This is a genomic window from Janthinobacterium sp. UMAB-56 (assembly GCF_900095265.1).
Lineage (GTDB): Bacteria > Pseudomonadota > Gammaproteobacteria > Burkholderiales > Burkholderiaceae_D > Janthinobacterium.
Window position 1 is genome coordinate 72706 of the sequence record NZ_LT607654.1, and the last position, 18211, is coordinate 90916.

Annotated in this window: 10 protein-coding genes; 7 read left to right on the forward strand and 3 right to left on the reverse strand. The window is 62.4% G+C overall.

What is annotated here, in order from left to right:
• Window positions 1–70: 70 nt before the first annotated feature.
• Both cyoB and cyoA read right to left on the reverse strand, forming a co-directional pair.
• The gene (gene cyoB / locus K0F85_RS08920; protein ID WP_219115697.1) at window positions 71–2074 is read right to left on the reverse strand and encodes a cytochrome o ubiquinol oxidase subunit I; all 2004 of its coding nucleotides are present in this window, start codon (window positions 2072–2074) and stop codon (window positions 71–73) included.
• Window positions 2075–2158: 84 nt separating this feature from the next.
• The gene (gene cyoA, locus K0F85_RS08925) at window positions 2159–3142 is read right to left on the reverse strand and encodes a ubiquinol oxidase subunit II (RefSeq protein WP_257572634.1); all 984 of its coding nucleotides are present in this window, start codon (window positions 3140–3142) and stop codon (window positions 2159–2161) included.
• 218 nt (window positions 3143–3360) lie between these two features.
• Here cyoA and K0F85_RS08930 point away from each other — a divergent pair, with 218 nt between their 5' ends.
• The 5 genes from K0F85_RS08930 to K0F85_RS08950 all read left to right on the forward strand — a co-directional run bounded on the left by K0F85_RS08930 (window position 3361) and on the right by K0F85_RS08950 (window position 13414).
• Complete coding sequence (locus K0F85_RS08930; protein WP_219115698.1) at window positions 3361–4707, forward strand: MFS transporter; 1347 nt, start codon at window positions 3361–3363, stop codon at window positions 4705–4707.
• Window positions 4708–4942: 235 nt separating this feature from the next.
• Window positions 4943–8419 carry a response regulator gene (locus K0F85_RS08935; protein WP_219115699.1) on the forward strand — a complete coding sequence of 1159 codons (3477 nt, stop codon included), beginning with the start codon at window positions 4943–4945 and terminating at the stop codon, window positions 8417–8419.
• A gap of 27 nt (window positions 8420–8446) precedes the next feature.
• A complete protein-coding gene (locus K0F85_RS08940; RefSeq protein WP_219115700.1) occupies window positions 8447–9325 on the forward strand; it encodes a protein-glutamate O-methyltransferase CheR in 879 nt (292 codons plus the stop codon).
• Window positions 9322–10512: a hybrid sensor histidine kinase/response regulator gene (locus K0F85_RS08945; protein ID WP_257572635.1), complete on the forward strand. Its 1191-nt coding sequence runs from the start codon at window positions 9322–9324 to the stop codon at window positions 10510–10512. The genes K0F85_RS08940 and K0F85_RS08945 overlap by 4 nt, the downstream gene beginning before the upstream one ends.
• Window positions 10513–10519: 7 nt before the next feature.
• A complete protein-coding gene (locus K0F85_RS08950; RefSeq protein WP_219115701.1) occupies window positions 10520–13414 on the forward strand; it encodes a response regulator in 2895 nt (964 codons plus the stop codon).
• A 5-nt stretch (window positions 13415–13419) separates the two neighbouring features.
• On the opposite strand, the gene K0F85_RS08955 is transcribed toward K0F85_RS08950, so the two are convergent.
• Window positions 13420–16620, reverse strand: a complete 3201-nt coding sequence (locus tag K0F85_RS08955) for a PAS domain-containing protein (protein WP_257572636.1) — start codon at window positions 16618–16620, stop codon at window positions 13420–13422.
• A 140-nt stretch (window positions 16621–16760) separates the two neighbouring features.
• Between K0F85_RS08955 and K0F85_RS08960 the strand changes: the two genes are divergently transcribed.
• Complete coding sequence (locus K0F85_RS08960) at window positions 16761–17666, forward strand: alpha/beta hydrolase (protein WP_219115702.1); 906 nt, start codon at window positions 16761–16763, stop codon at window positions 17664–17666.
• Window positions 17663–18160 (forward strand): hypothetical protein, encoded by a 498-nt coding sequence (locus tag K0F85_RS08965; RefSeq protein ID WP_219115703.1) that lies wholly within the window; start codon window positions 17663–17665, stop codon window positions 18158–18160. The genes K0F85_RS08960 and K0F85_RS08965 overlap by 4 nt, the downstream gene beginning before the upstream one ends.
• The last annotated feature ends 51 nt before the right edge of the window (window positions 18161–18211 follow it).

Genomic DNA, 18211 nt, shown 5'->3' on the forward strand with positions numbered 1-18211 from the left:
GTGCTCGCGCACAAAGTAGCTGCGCGTGCTTGGTGCGGCGCCAGCGGCGCCGGTGTTATGGGCGATGGTATCAGACATGGCTGCTCAGCAATTTAGTATAAGCGTCTTCGGTACGGACCACTTCTTCCGTAGGAATGTAGTAATCGCGCTTGTAGTTGAAGGTATGGACGATGATGGCAATCATCATGATCGCGAAGCCGATGCCGGCGACGAGCCACATTTGCCAGATCAGGCCAAAACCGACCAGTGCGGAGAGTGCGGCGATCACGAAACCAGCCCAGGTATTCTTCGGCATGTGGATCTTCGTGAAACCGGACGTCGGACGCTGGTAACCGTGTTTCTTCATGTCAGTCCATGCATCGAGTTCGTGCACTTGTGGCGTGAAGGCAAAATTATAGTCTGGCGGCGGCGACGACGTCGACCATTCCAGCGTACGGCCACCCCATGGGTCACCGGTCACGTCGCGCAGGGCGTGACGGTTGCGGTAGCTGACGAAGAACTGGATCAGCATGGAGCCGATGCCCAGTGCGATCGAGACGGCGCCAAACCAGGCGATGATGGTCCAGATTTGCAGCGATGGATCTTCGAAGTGGTTGACACGACGGGTCACGCCCATCAGGCCCAGCACGTACAGCGGCATGAAGGCCAGGTAGAAGCCGACGAACCAGAACCAGAACGAGCACTTGCCCCAGAACGCGTCGAGCTTGTAGCCGAACGCTTTCGGGTACCAGTAGTTGATCGCAGCGAATACGCCAAAGACCACGCCGCCGATAATCACGTTATGGAAGTGGGCAATCAGGAACAGGCTGTTATGCAGCACAAAGTCGGCTGGTGGTACGGCCAGCAGCACGCCGGTCATGCCGCCGATGGTGAAGGTGACCATGAAGCCGATCGTCCACAGCATGGGTAGTTCAAAGCGGATACGCCCGCGGTACATGGTAAACAGCCAGTTGAAGATCTTCGCGCCCGTCGGGATCGAAATGATCATCGTCGTGATGCCGAAGAAGGAATTGACGCTGGCGCCCGAACCCATGGTGAAGAAGTGATGCAGCCATACCAGGTAGGACAGAATCATGATGACGCAGGTGGCGTACACCATCGAGGCGTAGCCGAACAAACGCTTGCTGCTGAACGTGGCGACGACTTCCGAGAACACGCCGAACAGCGGCAGGATCAGGATGTAAACCTCTGGGTGACCCCAGATCCAGATCAGGTTGACGTACATCATGGCGTTGCCGCCCAATTCCGTCGTGAAGAAGTTAAAGCCTGCCATGCGGTCCAGCGACAGCATGGCCAGAACAGCCGTCAGCACCGGGAAAGCGGCGACGATCAGGATGTTGGTGCACAGTGCGGTCCAGGTGAAGACGGGCATTTTCATCCAGGTCATGCCTGGCGCGCGCATCTTGACGATGGTGGCGATCAGGTTGACGCCGGACAAGAGCGTCCCGACCCCTGCAATCTGCAAGGACCAGATGTAATAGTCTACCCCCACGTCCGGACTGCCGACGATGCCCGACAGCGGTGGATATGCCAGCCAGCCCGTGCGGGCAAATTCGCCGACGAACAGCGAAGCCATGACCAGGGCAGCGCCCATGGTGGTCATCCAGAAGCTGAAGTTATTGAGGAAAGGGAAAGCCACGTCGCGCGCGCCGATTTGCAGCGGCACCACGTAGTTCATCAGACCCGTCACGAAAGGCATGGCGACGAAGAAGATCATGATCACGCCGTGGGCGGTGAAGATCTGGTCGTAGTGATGCGGTGGCAGGAAGCCGGCATTGTCGCCAAAGGCGATCGCCTGCTGGGTACGCATCATGAGCGCGTCGGCAAAGCCGCGCAGCAACATGACCAAGCCCAGGATCATGTACATGATACCGATTTTTTTATGGTCGATACTGGTGATCCAGTCGCGCCACAGGGTACCCCAGACGCGGAAATACGTCAGTGCCGCAACGAGTGCGATACCGCCCAGGCCGACCATCGCAAAGGTCGCCAGCAGGATAGGTTCGTGAAATGGAATTGCATCCCAAGTCAGACGGCCGAAGATAAGCTTCGTCAGATCAATATGGTCTAGCATTGTTACTCTCAGAGAAAAAAGGGAGGCGCCAGGCAAGCGGCGCCAGTATCTGCAGCGCAATGCGCTGCGGGATTCATGCAGTCGTTACTTGGCTTGAATGCCCTTTTCAAGTGTTGCATCGCTAGCGACTACTGGCGTGACAAGCGCTACCGGGCTATTTGCTATCGTCAACTTGTATGGCTCGACCGGCGTCACGCACAGGGCGTCGGAAACGATGGTGCGGTTCAGGATTGCCTTGTAGAGATCGCTAGGCACGGCGCTGTAGCGGCGCACCGGGTCGCGTTCGCTAGGCTGGGCCAGCGACAGGTAGTCGTCGCGGTTCAGCGCGCCGCCACCGGCACGTGCCGATTCCACCCATTTATCGAAGTCCGCATCATTCACACCGTGGAACTTGAAGCGCATGCCCGAGAAACCGGCACCGCTGTAGTTCGCGGAGAAGCCCTTGTAGACACCAGGCTTGTTGATGACGGCATTCAACTGCGTTTCCATGCCAGGCATGGCGTAGATCTGACCTGCCAGTGCCGGGATGAAGAAGGAGTTCATGACGGACGAGGCGGTGATCTTGAAGCGGATCGGACGATCGACGGGCGCGTACAGTTCATTCACGGAAGCGATGCCTTGCTCCGGGTAGATGAACAGCCATTTCCAGTCCAGCGCCACGACTTCAACGATCATCGGCTTGTGGCTGGCGGGAATCGGACGGTTGGCGTCGATACGGCTCAGCGGACGATAAGGATCGAGGGTGTGGGTGCTGATCCAGGTCAGCAGGCCCAGCACGATGATGATCAACAGGGGCGCGCCCCAGATAATCAGCTCGAGGCGAGTCGAGTGGTCCCAGTCCGGCTCGTATTTGGCCGCGGTGTTGTTTTTTCTGTAGCGCCATGCGAACAGCAGGGTCAGGGCGATTACCGGAACGATAATCAACAGCATCAGCAATGTCGAGATGACAATCAGGTTGCCTTGCTGAACTGCGATGTCACCGGATGCGTTCAGTACCACCGTATTGCAACCAGCCAACAATGCGAGAGGTAAAAGAAGCAGTCCGCGACGAACTTTTAATGAAAACATACAGGAAAGTCCAGTACAGGGGATGAAGATATGGTACTGTATTCTCACTGGAGCGCGTTGGCAATTGGACGTTTTGTCCACCCCCCTTGCTCGGATTTTCACTGGGGTCGTGCGGAGTTTTCCTACGACTACCTGATGAATAGTCCTACTCCGGGCGTGAGACACCCGGGGTATGTTACGCGTTGGCCGAACTCGAAACTATATTGGAGACGATCATCATGTCCAGCACACGCATACACAGCGGCGATGTACCCGCCGACTTTTCCCCCCATTCCCTGCGCGACGCAAGCGGCGCCGGCACGGTCGAATCGCATATCGACCCCGGTGAGATCGCCGTCGGCGTGATCATCGGCCGCGCTTCCGAATACTTTGACTTCTTTGTCTACGCCATCGCCTCGGTGCTGGTGTTTCCGCGCGTCTTCTTTCCGTTTGAAGAACGCCTGGAGGGCACATTATATGCCTTCCTGATCTTCTCGTTTGCCTTCATCGCCCGACCGTTCGGCACCGTGATCTTCATGGAAATCCAGCGCCGCATGGGACGCAGCGCCAAACTGACGATCGCCCTCTTCCTGCTGGGCGTGTCGACGGCCGGCATCGCCTTCCTGCCGACCTACTCGCACCTGGGCTTTGCCGCCATCATCTGGCTGTCGGTGCTGCGCATCGGCCAGGGCGTCGCCCTGGGCGGATCGTGGGATGGCTTGCCATCGTTGCTGGCCCTGAACGCACCGACAAACAAGCGCGGCTGGTACGCCATGCTGGGCCAGCTGGGCGCGCCCGTCGGCTTCCTGCTTGCCGCCGGCCTGTTCTGCTTCATGTTGATCAACCTGACGGATGAAGAGTTCCTCGACTGGGGCTGGCGCTATCCCTTCTATGTCGCTTTCGCCATCAACGTGGTCGCCCTGTTTGCCCGCTTGCGCCTGGTGTCGACAAACGAATATGCGCGCCTGCTCGACGAACGCGAACTGCAACCGGTAAGCGTGTTTGAAATGGGCCGCGGCCAGGGTCGCAACGTGCTGATCGGCGCCCTGGCTGCGTTGGCCAGCTACGCCCTGTTCCACCTGGTCACCGTATTCCCGCTGTCCTGGATTTCCGTCTACCAGACGCGTTCCGCTTCGGACTTCCTGCAAGTTCAGATGGTGGGCGCCGTGCTGGCCGCCGTCGGCGTAGTGATTTCCGGCCTGCTGGCCGATAAAGTGGGCCGCCGCACCACGCTGGGCGTGCTGGCCGTGCTGATCGCCATCTTCAGCGCCTTCGTGCCGACCCTGATGGGCGGCGGCAATACGGGCCAGGACGTGTTCATCCTCGTCGGCTTCAGCCTGCTGGGCTTGTCCTACGGCCAAGCAGCCGGTGCCGTGACGGCCAACTTCCCTGCCCGCTTCCGCTACACAGGCGCGGCGTTGACGTCCGACCTGGCCTGGCTGGTGGGCGCCGGCTTCGCCCCGCTGGTGGCGCTGGGCTTGTCAGCCAACTTCGGCCTCGCCTATGTCAGCTTCTACCTGCTGTCGGGCGCCGTCGCTTCGCTGGCCGCCCTGAGCCTGAACCGGGCACTGGAAATCCGCGACTGACATATGTATACAGCGTAGCGCACAACGTAGTGAAAAACGCCGGCACCGTCCGGCGTTTTTTTATGCATGGCCATCATTCCACGCCACATCATCTGTGCGCTAGCGCGCATTGCACTAACTTGCGAGTCGGCAATTATCTGCCAGGCTGTTATGCTAGCGCACGCTATGCTTGCGCACCAAAAAACTTGCAGTTCAATTAAAATTGACCATTTCGCGACAGCCTTACACGGACATAATGAATACCAAGACCCCGATCGATTCCTTCAGCTTTCGCCGCATCCTCGCCCGCAACGTGACCCTGCCACTGGTCATCGGAGTCCTTACTGCCCTCGTGTTTGTCGGCTTGATCGCCTACCTGCTGTCAGCCCTGCGCTCGGTCGAGCATTCCGAACGCGTGATCGGCAATGCGAATGAAGTCATGAAGTTGTCCGTGGACCTGGAAACGGGCATGCGCGGCTATTTGCTGACGGGCGACGAAACCTTTTTGGCACCGTATAAATCGGGCAAGGCCAAGATCGCCGTGGAAATGACCACCCTGCTGGACCTGGTGACCGACAGCTCCATCCAGGTCGACCGTTTGCGCCGCATCCGTGCGCTGCAAAGCCAGTGGCTCGATTATGCCGAAAACGTGATTGCCCTGCGCCGTAGCAACCAGGAATTCCTTGCGCGCGTGCGCCAGGGCGAAGGCAAGCTGGAGTTTGACGAAATCCGCCGCGAATTTCTCACCTTCCTGGCCATGGAGCAGCGTTTGCGCCAGGAGCGGGGCGATACGGCCGAGAGCCGCACCGTGCTGGCCGTGGTGGTATTCCTCATCCTCAGCCTGGGCATGTCCGGCTTGCTGGCCTATCTGGGACGGCGCGAACTGCTGCGCCTGTCCGATATCTATAACGATGCGCTGGAACAACGCGGCAAAGACAATGACGTGCTGCAGGAACAGGCGTGGCTGCGCACCGGGCAGACGGAACTGGCGGCCCACACCAGCGGCCAACTGGGCCTGCCGCAACTGGGACGGCATGTGCTGGACTTCCTGGCGCACCGGCTGGAAGTGGCCGTCGCCACGCTGTACGTCATCGACGACGATGGCAGCCTGCGCCGCACGGCCGTGTATGGCTTCAATGAACAGGGCGTGAAGGAAAAGCAAGTGTTCAAGCTGGGCGAAGGCCTGGTAGGCGAAACGGCGCGCGAAAAACGCCTCAAGCACATCCAGCAAGTGCCCGAGGACTACCTGACCGTGACCTCGAGCCTGGGCCGCGGCGCGCCGCTGGAACTGGTCTTGATACCCGTCAACAATGAAGGCGTCGTCAACGGCGTCATCGAACTGGGCTTTACGCACCCCGTCAGCGCCCGCGCCAAGGAGTGGCTGAACCTGATTGCCGCCAACGTCGGCACGTCGCTGGAAGCGGCCCTGTATCGCCAGCGCCTGCAAAACGTGCTCGAAGAAACCCAGCAACTGAACGAGGAACTCGAAGTGCAGCAGGAAGAGCTGCGCACGGCCAACGAAGAGCTGGGCGAGCAGTCGCGCGTGCTGGAACAGTCGCAAGCCCACCTCGAAGAGCAGAAGGCGGCGCTGGAGCAGTCAAACGAACAGCTGGCCGTGCAGGCGCTGTCGCTGGACCAGAAAAACGTAGCGATCGGCCTGGCGCACGCCCAGCTCGAAGCGCGCGCCGAAGAGCTGCAGCGGGCCAGCCGCTACAAATCCGAATTTCTGGCGAACATGTCGCATGAGCTGCGCACGCCGCTGAACAGCTCGCTCATCCTCTCCAAGCTGCTGTCGGACAACACCGGCGGCAACTTGACGCCCGAGCAAGTGACGTTTGCGCAAACCATTTATTCGGCGGGCAACGATTTATTGACCCTCATCAACGACATCCTCGACATTTCCAAGGTCGAGGCGGGCAAGCTGGAATTGACGCCGGAAGCCGTGCCTTTCGACGAGCTGCTCAGCAGCATGAAGATGCTGTTTGGTGCCCAGGCGCAGCAAAAGAAACTGGCGTTGACCGTCAGCGTGGCGCCGGAAGCGCCGCCTTCGCTGGTCAGCGACCGCCAGCGCCTCGAGCAAATCCTGAAGAATCTGCTATCGAACGCCATCAAGTTTACCGATGCGGGCACGGTGGCCCTGCACGTGAGCAGCGATGCGGCCGGCCAGGTGCGCTTCCAGGTGCAGGACACCGGCATCGGCATCGCCGACGACCAGCAGCACAAGATTTTCGACGCCTTCCATCAGGCCGACGGCACCACCAGCCGCCGCTATGGCGGCACGGGCCTGGGCCTGTCGATTTCGCGCGACCTGGCCGCCTTGCTGGGTGGCAGCATCGAGCTGGCCAGCACGCCAGGCCAGGGCAGCACATTCACCCTGGTGCTGCCGGCCGTCATGCCGGAACGCGTCGTGGAGGCGACGACAGTAGCGGCCGCAGCGCCGCAAGCACCGGCAGCAGCTGCCGCGCCCAAGGCGGCGCCCGCCCCCAAGCCCGTGCCGCTGCCCACCTTCCAGGATGACCGCGATAGCGTGCCCGCCATCAAGACGGGCCAGCGTTCCGTGCTGGTGATCGAGGATGAGCCAGCGTTTGCCGGCATCCTGTTCGACCTGGCGCATGAAATGCAGTACCGCTGCCTGGTGGCGCATGGCGCAGACGAAGGCTTGCGCCTGGCGGAAGAGTTCCTGCCCGACGCCATCCTGCTCGACATGGGCTTGCCGGATCGCCCGGGCTTGCTGGTCTTGCAACAGCTTAAGGAAAAGCCGCTGACGCGCCACATTCCGGTGCACATCGTTTCCGGCAACGACCAGATCCAGGAAGCCATGCAGCTGGGCGCCATCGGCTACGCCACCAAGCCGCGCACGCGCGAACAATTGAAGGAAGTGTTTCGCAAGCTCGAATCGAAGTTCACGCAAAAGATGAAGCGCATCCTGCTGGTCGAGGATGACGAACGCCAGCGCGAAAGCGTGGTGCACCTGATCAGCGACGACGACGTGGAAATCACGGCCGTGGCGCTGGGCGAGCAAGCGCTGGAGTTGCTGAAAACGCAGATTTTCGACTGCATGATCATCGATCTGAAGCTGCCCGATATCCAGGGCAACGAATTGCTCGAACGCATGGAACATGAAGAACTGTGTTCGTTCCCGCCAGTCATCGTCTACACGGGCCGCAACCTGAGCCGCGAGGAAGAGACGGACCTGATGAAGTATTCGCGCTCCATCATCATCAAGGGCGCCCGCTCGCCCGAGCGCCTGCTCGACGAAGTCACTCTCTTCCTGCACAAGGTGGAGTCGGAACTGTCGAGCGAGCGCCAGGGCATGCTGCAGCAGGTGCGCAGCCGCGAGCGCGTGTTTGAGGGGCGCAAGATCTTGCTGGTGGACGACGATGTGCGCAATATCTTTGCCCTTACGAATGCGCTGGAACAGAAAGGCGTGGTGGTGGAAATCGGCCGCAACGGCTTCGAAGCCATCAGCAAGCTCAATAGCGTAGACGATATCGACCTGGTGTTGATGGATGTCATGATGCCGGGCATGGACGGCCTGGAAGCGACGCGCTTGATACGCGCCGATGGCCGCTACAACAAGCTGCCCATCATTGCCATTACCGCCAAGGCCATGAAGAATGACCAGGAAGAATGCCTGCAGGCGGGCGCCTCCGACTACCTGGCCAAGCCGATCGACCTGGACCGGCTGTATTCGCTGCTGCGCGTATGGATGCCGAAGATGGAACGCATGTAATGAAACACAACGTGAGGCTAGCTTAAGATGCCAACGCGCTACACGGACGCGCAACTGCAGGCACTGATGGAGGCGATCTGTCAGCGCTACAGCTATGATTTTCGCGACTATTCCCTGCCCTCGCAGCGGCGCCGCGTGAATCAGGCGCTCGAGCGCTTCCATTGCCCCGACTTGCCCGCCTTGCAAGAACTGGTGCTGGACGACGCGGTCGCCTTTGGCACGCTATTGCAGATTTTGACCGTGCCGGTCACGCAAATGTTCCGCGACCCGGCATTTTTCCGCGCCGTGCGCGAACAGGTTGTGCCCGTGCTGAAAACCTACCCGTCGCCGACGATCTGGGTGGCCGGTTGCTGCACGGGAGAGGAAGCGCTGTCGCTGGCCATCGTGCTGCACGAGGAAGGCTTGCTGGAGCGCAGCACGATTTACGCCACGGACATCAATCCACAAGCGCTGGCCACGGCCGCGCGCGGCGTGTACCCGCTGCACCGGCTCGATGACTATGGCGCCAACTACCTGGCCGCAGGCGGGCTGGGCCAACTGGCCGACTACTACACGGTCGAACATGCCACTGTGCGTTTCCAGCAGCGCCTGCTCGACAGTATCAACTTTGCCGATCATAGCCTGTCCACGGACAGCGTTTTTATAGAAACGCAACTGATTTTCTGCCGTAACGTGCTGATTTACTTCAATAAAGCCTTGCAAGAGCGGGCCCTTGGCCTGTTCCACGACTCGCTGTGCCACCGGGGTTTCCTGGGACTGGGCAGCAAGGAGAGCACGCATTTCAGCCGCTTTGCCGCTGACTTCGAGCCATTGCCCGGCCCCGAAAAACTCTACCGCAAGCGTGCGCCCTCGCACGCCGCGTCCCTCTACGCTGGACGGCAAAGCCATGCCAGGAATGAAACATGATGAATGAAACAAGCACCAAACTGCTGATCGTTGACGACTTGCCGGAAAACTTGCGCGCGCTCAATGCGCTGATCCGCGAGAGCGACCGCAGCGTGTATCAGGCGTCGTCCGGCGAAGAAGCGCTGGCCTTGCTGCTGGAACACGATTTCGCGCTGGCCATCCTCGACGTGCAAATGCCGGAGATGGATGGTTTTGAATTGGCGCAATTGATGCGCGGCACGGAAAAGACGCGCCATATTCCCATCGTCTTCGTCACCGCGGCCGGCAAGGAAATGAATTTCGCCTTCCAGGGCTATGAAAGCGGCGCCGTCGACTTCCTGCACAAGCCACTCGACATCAATGCCGTGCAAAGCAAGGTCAACGTCTTCGTCGCCCTGCACCAGCAGCGCAGCGAAACGCGGCGCCAGGTGCATGCACTCGAACACAGCCGCCAGCAGCAGGAAGCGCTGCTGAAGCAATTACGCGCCACCCAGGCGGAACTACAGCGCTCGCTGCGCCTGCGCGACGAATTCATGTCACTGGTGGCGCATGAACTGCGCACACCGTTAAACACGCTGTTTCTGGAAACGCAGATGCGCACCGTCAACCTCGAGCGTGGCAATCTGGCCGCCTTCGAACCGGAAAAGCTGGGCAAGATGGTGGCGCGCGACGGGCGGCAAATTCGCAGCATGGTGCGCCTGATCGACGACATGCTCGACGTGTCGCGCATCACCAGCGGCAAGCTGTCGATCCGCCGCGAAGCTGTCGACCTTACCAGCCTCGTGCGACGCGTGGCGGACGACCTGGGTCCGTATGCGGCCGCCACGGGCAGCGTGCTGGAAGTGCTGGCCTTCGAGCCCATCGAGGGTTACTGGGACGCCTTCCGCGTGGAGCAGATCGTGGTCAACCTGATCAGCAATGCGGTGCGCTACGGCCAGGGCCAGCCCGTGGAAATCAGCCTGGCGCACACCCAGAACAGCGCCGTCATCGAAGTGCGCGACCATGGCATTGGCATCAATGCGCGCGACCAGGAACGCATCTTCGACGCCTTCGAGCGCGTCATGCACCAGGACAACACAGGCGGCCTGGGCCTGGGCCTGTACATCACCAAGCAGCTGGTCGATGCGCATGGCGGCGCCATCACCCTGCAAAGCCAGCCCGGCAATGGCGCCCTGTTCAGCGTCACCCTGCCGCTGGCCGGCAGCTGAGGCCAGCATGAGCAGCTTCCCCACCAGCAGCCATTCCGGCGCCAGCGGCGTGGCGTTTCTGCTGCAACTGGAACGCCGCCTGCGCCTGCTGCACGACACGGGCGAGATTCTCGCCTTGTCGGCGCAATTGCTGGGACAGCGCCTGGGCGTCCAGCAAGTGGCCTGTTTCGATATGGCGCAGACCCTGCAATGCCCTACCCTGCGACATGCGTGGAGCGATGGCCTGGCGTCGGGCGCCGCCGGCGAATATTTTCTTGGCGACTATGCCGCCGGCCTGTCCGAAGCGCTGGCCGCCGGCCAGACCATCGCCGTCAGCGATGTGACCAGCCACCCGCGCACGGCCATGCCGGCCGCGCTGGCCACCTTTGCGCGCCTGGGCATCCGCGCCTTCCTGAACATTCCGATTGCCAAGGATGGCCAACTGGTGGCCCTGTTTGTCGTGCACAGCCGTGCGGCGCGCCTGTGGCATGCGGACGAGATCGAACTGGCCGTGCAAGTGTCGGAACGGGTCTGGTCGACCATCTTGCGGGCCCAGGCGGAATCGCGCCTGCGCGCCCTCAGTGCCAACATGGAAACGCAGGTGGACGAACGCACGCGCGAATTCGGCCGCACCTGGAACGTCAGCCCCGATTTGCTGGGCGTGCTTAACATGGACGGCTATTTCGAACACTCCAACCCCGCCTGGCAAGCCACCCTGGGCTGGTCCGCAGAGGAAATCCGCACGACGCAATTCCTGCAACTGATCCATCCCGAAGACTTGCCGCGCACCCATGCGGCCTGGGACGCGGCCAACCAGGGCCAGCCGGCCCTGCGCTTCGAGAACCGCTACCGCCACAAGCTGGGCGGCTGGCACTGGCTGTCGTGGGTAGCCGTGCCCGAGGGCGACAAGGTGTATTGCAGCGCGCGCGACATCACGGTGGAAAAGAAGCTGGAAGCGGAACTGGCCGCGCGCAACAGCGAGCGCGAACGGCTCTGGCGCAGCGCGCAAGACCTGATGGTGGCCATCGATGCCGAAGGCTGCTTTGCCGCCGTCAACCCGGCCGCCAGCGCCATACTGGGCTGGCTGCCCGAAGAGATGCTGGGCCGCAGCGTGTTCGACTTCGTGCTGCCCGAGGATGCCGCCGCCACGCGCCAGGCGCTGGCGCAAGTCACACAAGAATCCTTGCCCAGCTTTGAAAACCGCTATCGACACCGCGAAGGTGGCCACCGCTGGCTGTCGTGGGTGGCGGCACCCGAAGGCGACCTGATTTTCGCCACCGGGCGCCACGTCACCCTGGAAAAAGAGGCGCAAACCACCTTGCGCAGCATGCAGGAATCGTTGCGCCACAGCGAGATGGCCCTGCTGCAATCGCAAAAGCTGGAAGCGCTGGGCAAACTGACGGGCGGCGTGGCCCATGATTTCAATAACGTGCTGCAAATTATCTCGGGCAATCTGCAACTGCTGCAGATGACCCTGGACAACGACCCGCTGAGCGCCAAGCGCATCGCCAGCGCCTCGGCCGCCGTAGAGCGGGGCGCCAAGCTGTCGGCCCAGCTGCTGGCCTTTGCGCGGCGCCAACCGTTGAAACCGCTGGTGACGGACCTGGCGCAGCTGCTGCGTTCGACGGAAGAGCTGTTGCGGCGCGCCACTGGCGAATCCATCGAGACACGTCTGTTGCTGGCCGACGACTGCTGGTGCGCCCTGGTCGACCCGCACCAGCTGGAAAACGTCATCCTCAACCTGGCCATCAATGCGCGCGATGCCATGGATGGCCAGGGCCAGCTGACCATCGAACTGAGCAACAGCGTACTGGGCAGCGACTACGCGGCGCGCCATGCGGATGTGGCGCCCGGCGACTACGTGCAGTTGGCCGTCTCGGACACGGGCACGGGCATTCCCGCCGACTTGCTGGACAAGATTTTCGAACCCTTCTTCACCACCAAGCGCGAAGGCGAAGGCACGGGACTGGGCCTGTCCATGGCGTACGGCTTCCTGCGCCAGAGCGGCGGCCACCTGACAGTGGACAGCCTGCCCGGCCAAGGCAGCACCTTCCGCATCTACCTGCCGCGCTCGCTCGAAGCGGAAACGGAATTGCCGCTGCGGCTGAGCGGCCCGGTGCTGGGCGGCCAGGAAACCATCCTCGTCGTGGAAGACGACGTGCAGGTGCAGACGACGGTGGTCGATATGCTGCGCGGCCTCGGCTACGTCGTGTTGCGCGCCAGCGATGGCGAAAGCGCGCTGGCCATCATCGGCAGCGGCGTCCCCATCGATTTACTGTTTACGGATGTGGTGATGCCGGGCAAGGTGGCCAGCACGGCACTGGCGCGCCAGGCCAGATTGCTGCTGCCCCAGCTGGCCGTGCTGTTTACCTCGGGCTACACGCAAGACGCCATCATGCAGGGCGGCCGCTTGGAACCGGGCGTCGAGCTGTTGAGCAAGCCCTACCGGCGCGAAGACCTGGCGCGGCGCATCCGCCACCTGCTGGCCAACGGTCGCCACGTGACGGCCCTGCACCAGTACCGCGCGCAACTGGCGCCGCAATCTTGCGCGCCTGCGCTGCCTGGGGGGCGATCGGGTCTACGTCATATCCTGCTGGTGGAAGACAATGCGGACGCGCGCGCCATGACCGGCGAACTGCTGGCCATGCTGGGACACACGGTGCAGGCCGTGGGCACGGCCGAGGAAGCCTTGTCGCTGCTGGACACGCCGGGACTGGAGCTGTTGCTGACCGATATCAGCCTGCCGCAGATGTCGGGCGCCGAGCTGGCCGAGCTGGTGGCGCGCGACTATCCGCAGCTGGAAGTGGTGTTTTCCACGGGCCATGCGCCAGCCAATTCCGGCGTGCTGGACCCGCAGGCGCGCTTCCTGGTGAAGCCATTTACTATCGAGCAACTGCAGCAAGCCTTGCTGCCGCCAGCCTGAATGAGCTAGTAAACGTCGAGCCGGCGCGCCTTCAGTGCGCCGGCCAGCTCTTCCAGGCCAAATGGTTTGCGCAAGAAGCGCGCGCTGGCATCCTGCATCAGGCTGGCGCCCCAATCGTGCCCGGAAGCAAACACCACGTCCAGCTGTGGCCAGTGCACGCGCGCATGGCGCGCCAGTTCCAGGCCTGACATCGTGGGCAGGCTGATGTCCGTCACCAGCACGTCCAGACCCGGCAAGGCCAGCAGGGGCAAGGCTTCCTCGGCGCTGGCCACGCCGTGCACGGTGTGCCCCAGCATATTGAGCATCTCGGTCGTCATTTCGCGCGCATCGTCATTGTCTTCCACCAGCAGGATGCGCCGCCCGGACGGGTCGGGCGCGCCCACCAGGCGGCGGTCGGCCAGCAAGTGGCGGATGCGCCGCGCCAGGTCTTCGCGCTGGTAGGGCTTACTCAACAGTTCCACGCCAGGGTCCAGCCGCCCGCCCTGCATGATGGCGTTGTGCGTATAGCCCGAGGTAAACAATACGGCCAGGTCCGGTAACAGCAATCTGGCCTGCTGCGCCAGTTCCTTGCTGCTGACGGGGCCCGGCATGACCACGTCCGTAAACAACAGGTCGATGGCGACGCCCGTGCCCAGCAAGGACAGCGCCGAGGCGCCGTCGTCCGCATGCAACACGTCGTAACCGAGGCCGCGCAGCATGTCGACCACGGTGTGCTGCACGGGCGCATCGTCTTCCACCACGAGGATGGTCTCGCCGCCGCCCAGCACGGGGCCGGACAGGCCCGGTGGCGGCTCAGCCAGCTTTTCCAGCGAGCGCGGCAGATATATCTTGAAAGTCGTGCCGGCGCCGGGCGCGCTGTGCACCTTGATGTGGCCAGCGCTCTGGCGGATAAAACCGTAAGCCATGGACAGGCCGAGTCCCGTGCCCTCGCCTTCGCGCTTGGTGGTGAAGAACGGTTCGAAAATCTGGTCGATCACCTCGCGCTCCATGCCATGGCCCGTGTCCGTGATGGTCAGCAGCACGTATTGCCCCTCCAGCACATCGGCATGCCGGCTGGCATAGGCGGCATCGAGCGTGACATTGCTCAAGGTAAAGGTCAGGCGCCCGCCCTTGTCCATCGCGTCGCGCGCGTTGATGGCCATGTTCAGCAGCACGTTTTCCATCTGGTTCGGGTCGACCAGGGTATGCCACAAGCCCTCACTGATGAAGGTTTCCTCGGAAATAGCTTCGCCCAGGGCGCGGCGGATCAGCTCATGCATACGGCGCAGCAAGCGGCCCAGGTCCGTTACCAGCGGTTTCAACGGTTGACGCCGCGCAAAGGCCAGCAGTTGCGAGGACAGCTTGGCGCCCCGCTCGACGGCCGAGGCCGCTGAAGCGAGGCGCCTGGCTGCCTGTGGATTGTCGGCCACCGTCAGTTTCAGCAACTGCAAATTGCCCGAGATAATTTGCAGGACATTATTGAAATCGTGGGCCACGCCGCCCGTCAGCTTGCCGATCGATTCCAGCTTTTGCGCCTGCAATAAAGCTTGCTCGCTGCGCAGCAGCGCCAGCCGCGCCTCTTTTTCATCGGTGACGTCGCGGCCGATGGCGTGGATCAGCTTTTGCGCCGGCACGGCCGTCCAGGAAATCCAGCGATAGCCGCCATCGCGGCGCCGGTAACGGTTTTCCATGCGCAAGGTAGGCGCGCCGTGGGCCAGGCGCGACAGGTCTTGCAGTGCTGCCATGCGGTCGTCTGGATGCACGAGGCTGATGAAATCCATGCCCAGCGATTCGACTTCCGGGCGCTCGAGGATCTGGCTCCAGGCGGGATTGACGGCGATGATCATGCCCGCCAGGTCCGCCACCAGCATGATGTCGGTCGACAGCCGCCACATGCGGTCGCGGTCGGCCGTGCGGTTGGCCATTTCCACTTCCAGCGAGGAATTCAGGTAGGCCATCTTTTCCAGCACGTTCTTCTGTTCCTGCACATCCGTATTCGTGCCCACCCAGCGCAGCACCTTGCCCGTCTCGTCGAACAGGGGCAAGGCGCGCGCCAGGAACCAGCGGTAGGCGCCATCGCTGGCGCGGCGCATGCGGAACTCGCAGTCATAGGCGCTGGCGGTGGCGACGGCCCGCTCCCAGCTTTTCTGCGTGGCCTGCACGTCGTCCGGATGCATGCATTGGCGAAAGCCGCTCGACACGAGGGATTTCATCGATAGCCCCGTGTAGGCGCAGACCTGTTCATTGACCCAGTAAGTGGCACCGCTGCCATGCGCCAGCCAGGCCTGGTTGGGCATGGTCGAGGCGAGCGAACGGAACTGCGCCTCGCTGTCAAGCAAGGCATTGCGCGCCTGCCAGTGCTCGTCGATATCCTCGCACGAGCCATACCATTTCACGGGCTGGCCGCGTTCGTCCTGCCGGCAATATGCACGTGCATGCACCCAGCGGTACTGGCCATCCTGCCGGCGCACGCGCATTTCCTGGTCCAGGGGCTGGCCGCTGCCCAGCGACTCGCTCCACGCCGCCATTGCACGCGGCAGGTCCTCGGGGTGGATGGCGTCCAGCCAGCTGCTACCGAGGCCGCTGCAGCCCGTCCATTCGCGCCAGCGCTGCGCCACATAATCGAGCTTGCCGTCGACATCCGCCGTCCACAGCACTTGCGTATTGAGTTCGATGGCGTAATGGAAGTGTTCACGGCTGTCGTGCAGCGCCTGTTCCAGCTGGCCCCGCTCGATGACATGCGCGGCCACGCGCGCAGCCAGCGCCAGCAGTTCGATCTCGGGTTGCGTGGGATGGCATGGCGCCGGGAAGAACAGGCCCAGCACGCCCAGGATATGCCCCTTGGCGCCAAACACGGGCGCCACCCAGCAGGCCCGGTAGCCATGCAGCATGGCTTCCTTGCGGCCCGCGCTCCAGTGCACGTCGCGCGTGATGTCACCGCAATACACAGGTGCGCCGGAAAAGGCTGCCGTGCCGAACGGGGAAGGCTGATCGCCGCCATGGCGCAAGGCCAGGCACAGGTCTTGCGGCAGGCTGGGGGCGGACAAACCGCAAACGTGGTCGGCCTCGTCGATGAGCACGATGCAGGCATGCGCGCCGCCCTCGGCCAAGTCTTGCAGCGCCAGCAACAAGTGTTCCAGTGCATGGGCCAGGCCGGCTCCCGCCGCGATGCTGCCCAGCGCACTATGCTCGGCGTCCAGCAAGGAAAGAATGTTGTTTGCGTGCACCGTGTCGATATGGGGAAAACTGATGCCCGGAATATACCATGGGGCACCCCTCTTGCAGGAGGAAAACAGCGCACTGCTTGATCTCTGCTGCAGCGCGGCCCTATGCTAAAGTGTTGCTCTCCACTCAAGCGTATCCAAGCATGCCTATCTCCCTGCCAGCCTCACTGATCGCCACCGCCCTGCTCGCCTCCGTACACGGCGCCGTCGCCGCCCCCATGAGCCTGGACGACTACCTGGCCCTGAACGGCCCCCCGCCCACGGCGCAGTTCGCGTATGGCCCCGCGCCGTCGCAATACGCGCAGCTGTTCCGTCCCGAAGGCACGGGACCGTTCCCCGTCGTCGTGCTGGTGCATGGCGGCTGCTGGACGGTGGCCTTCGGCGGCATCGATCAGATGCGCAACGTGGCCGGCGCCCTCCTTGCGCAAGGCATTGCAGTGTGGAATATCGAGTACCGGCGGGTCGACGAGCCTGGCGGCGGCTATCCCGGCACCTACGAAGACATGCACGCGGCGCTCGACAGCCTGCAGCGGCACGCAGACCAATACCAACTCGATACCGGCCGCATCGTCGCCATGGGCCATTCGGCCGGTGGCCAGCTGGTGCAATGGATCGCAGGCCGGGAAAAACTGCCGAAGACCAGCCCCCTGTACCGCGAACAGTATCTGCCAGTGAAAAACATCCTCAGCCTGGGCGGTCTGGCCGACCTGCGCCACGAGCAAAACTTGATCAAGACCAGCTGCGAACGCACTATCGCGCAACTGGCAGGCAGCGCCAGCATAGAGCGTCCCGACATCTACAGCGACACCAACGCAGCCGACCTGATGCCCAACGGCAGCCGCACCGTGCTGGTGACGGGCGAGCTCGACACCATCTCGCCGCCCAGAGTCGCGCACGACTATGCTGCCAGGGCCAAGCTGGCTGGCGACCATGCGGAAGTGCTGATCTTGCCCGGCGCCAGCCATTACGACGAGATCGCGGCCACGTCGCATGCATGGCGGATGATCTTGCCGGTAATCCAACGGATGCTGGCAATGGAGCCGAAATGAAACGCACCCTCGCCTTCACCCTGCTTGCCGTTTGCTCCGCCATGGCGCTCGCCGTCGATACCCAGTCACTCGAAAGCGGCTTGCTGCATGCCATGCAGCTCAAAAAGGGCACGACCGAGCGCACGGGCACGTCCGGCCAGGCTATCCGCGCTTACCAGCACGCGGGCCTGGTCAGCAAGACGCCCCGCCAGCGTGCCGACTATACCGACTACTACCTGCTGGACAAGCCAGTGCCCTTCATGGGCCACGAACTGGTGATGATCGAAGAAGAATACATCGACAAATACATAGGCTGCTGCGTCAGCCCCGGCGTCGGGATCACGCTGAAAGTCCATGGCAGCACCAAGAATCTGCAACAGCTCGCCCGCGCCAGCCGCTGCACCCTGACCGATCATATTGATTTTGCACATGCACTGCGCGAAGTGGCGATCAAGAACAAGGTGCCCAAGGCGCACTATGCGTCCCTGAGCTGCCGCGAGCGCGATGCGTCGTGACTTTTGTCGCCGGGCAATTCGCTACGCGCATGGCCGCTGTCAGCCAGAGGC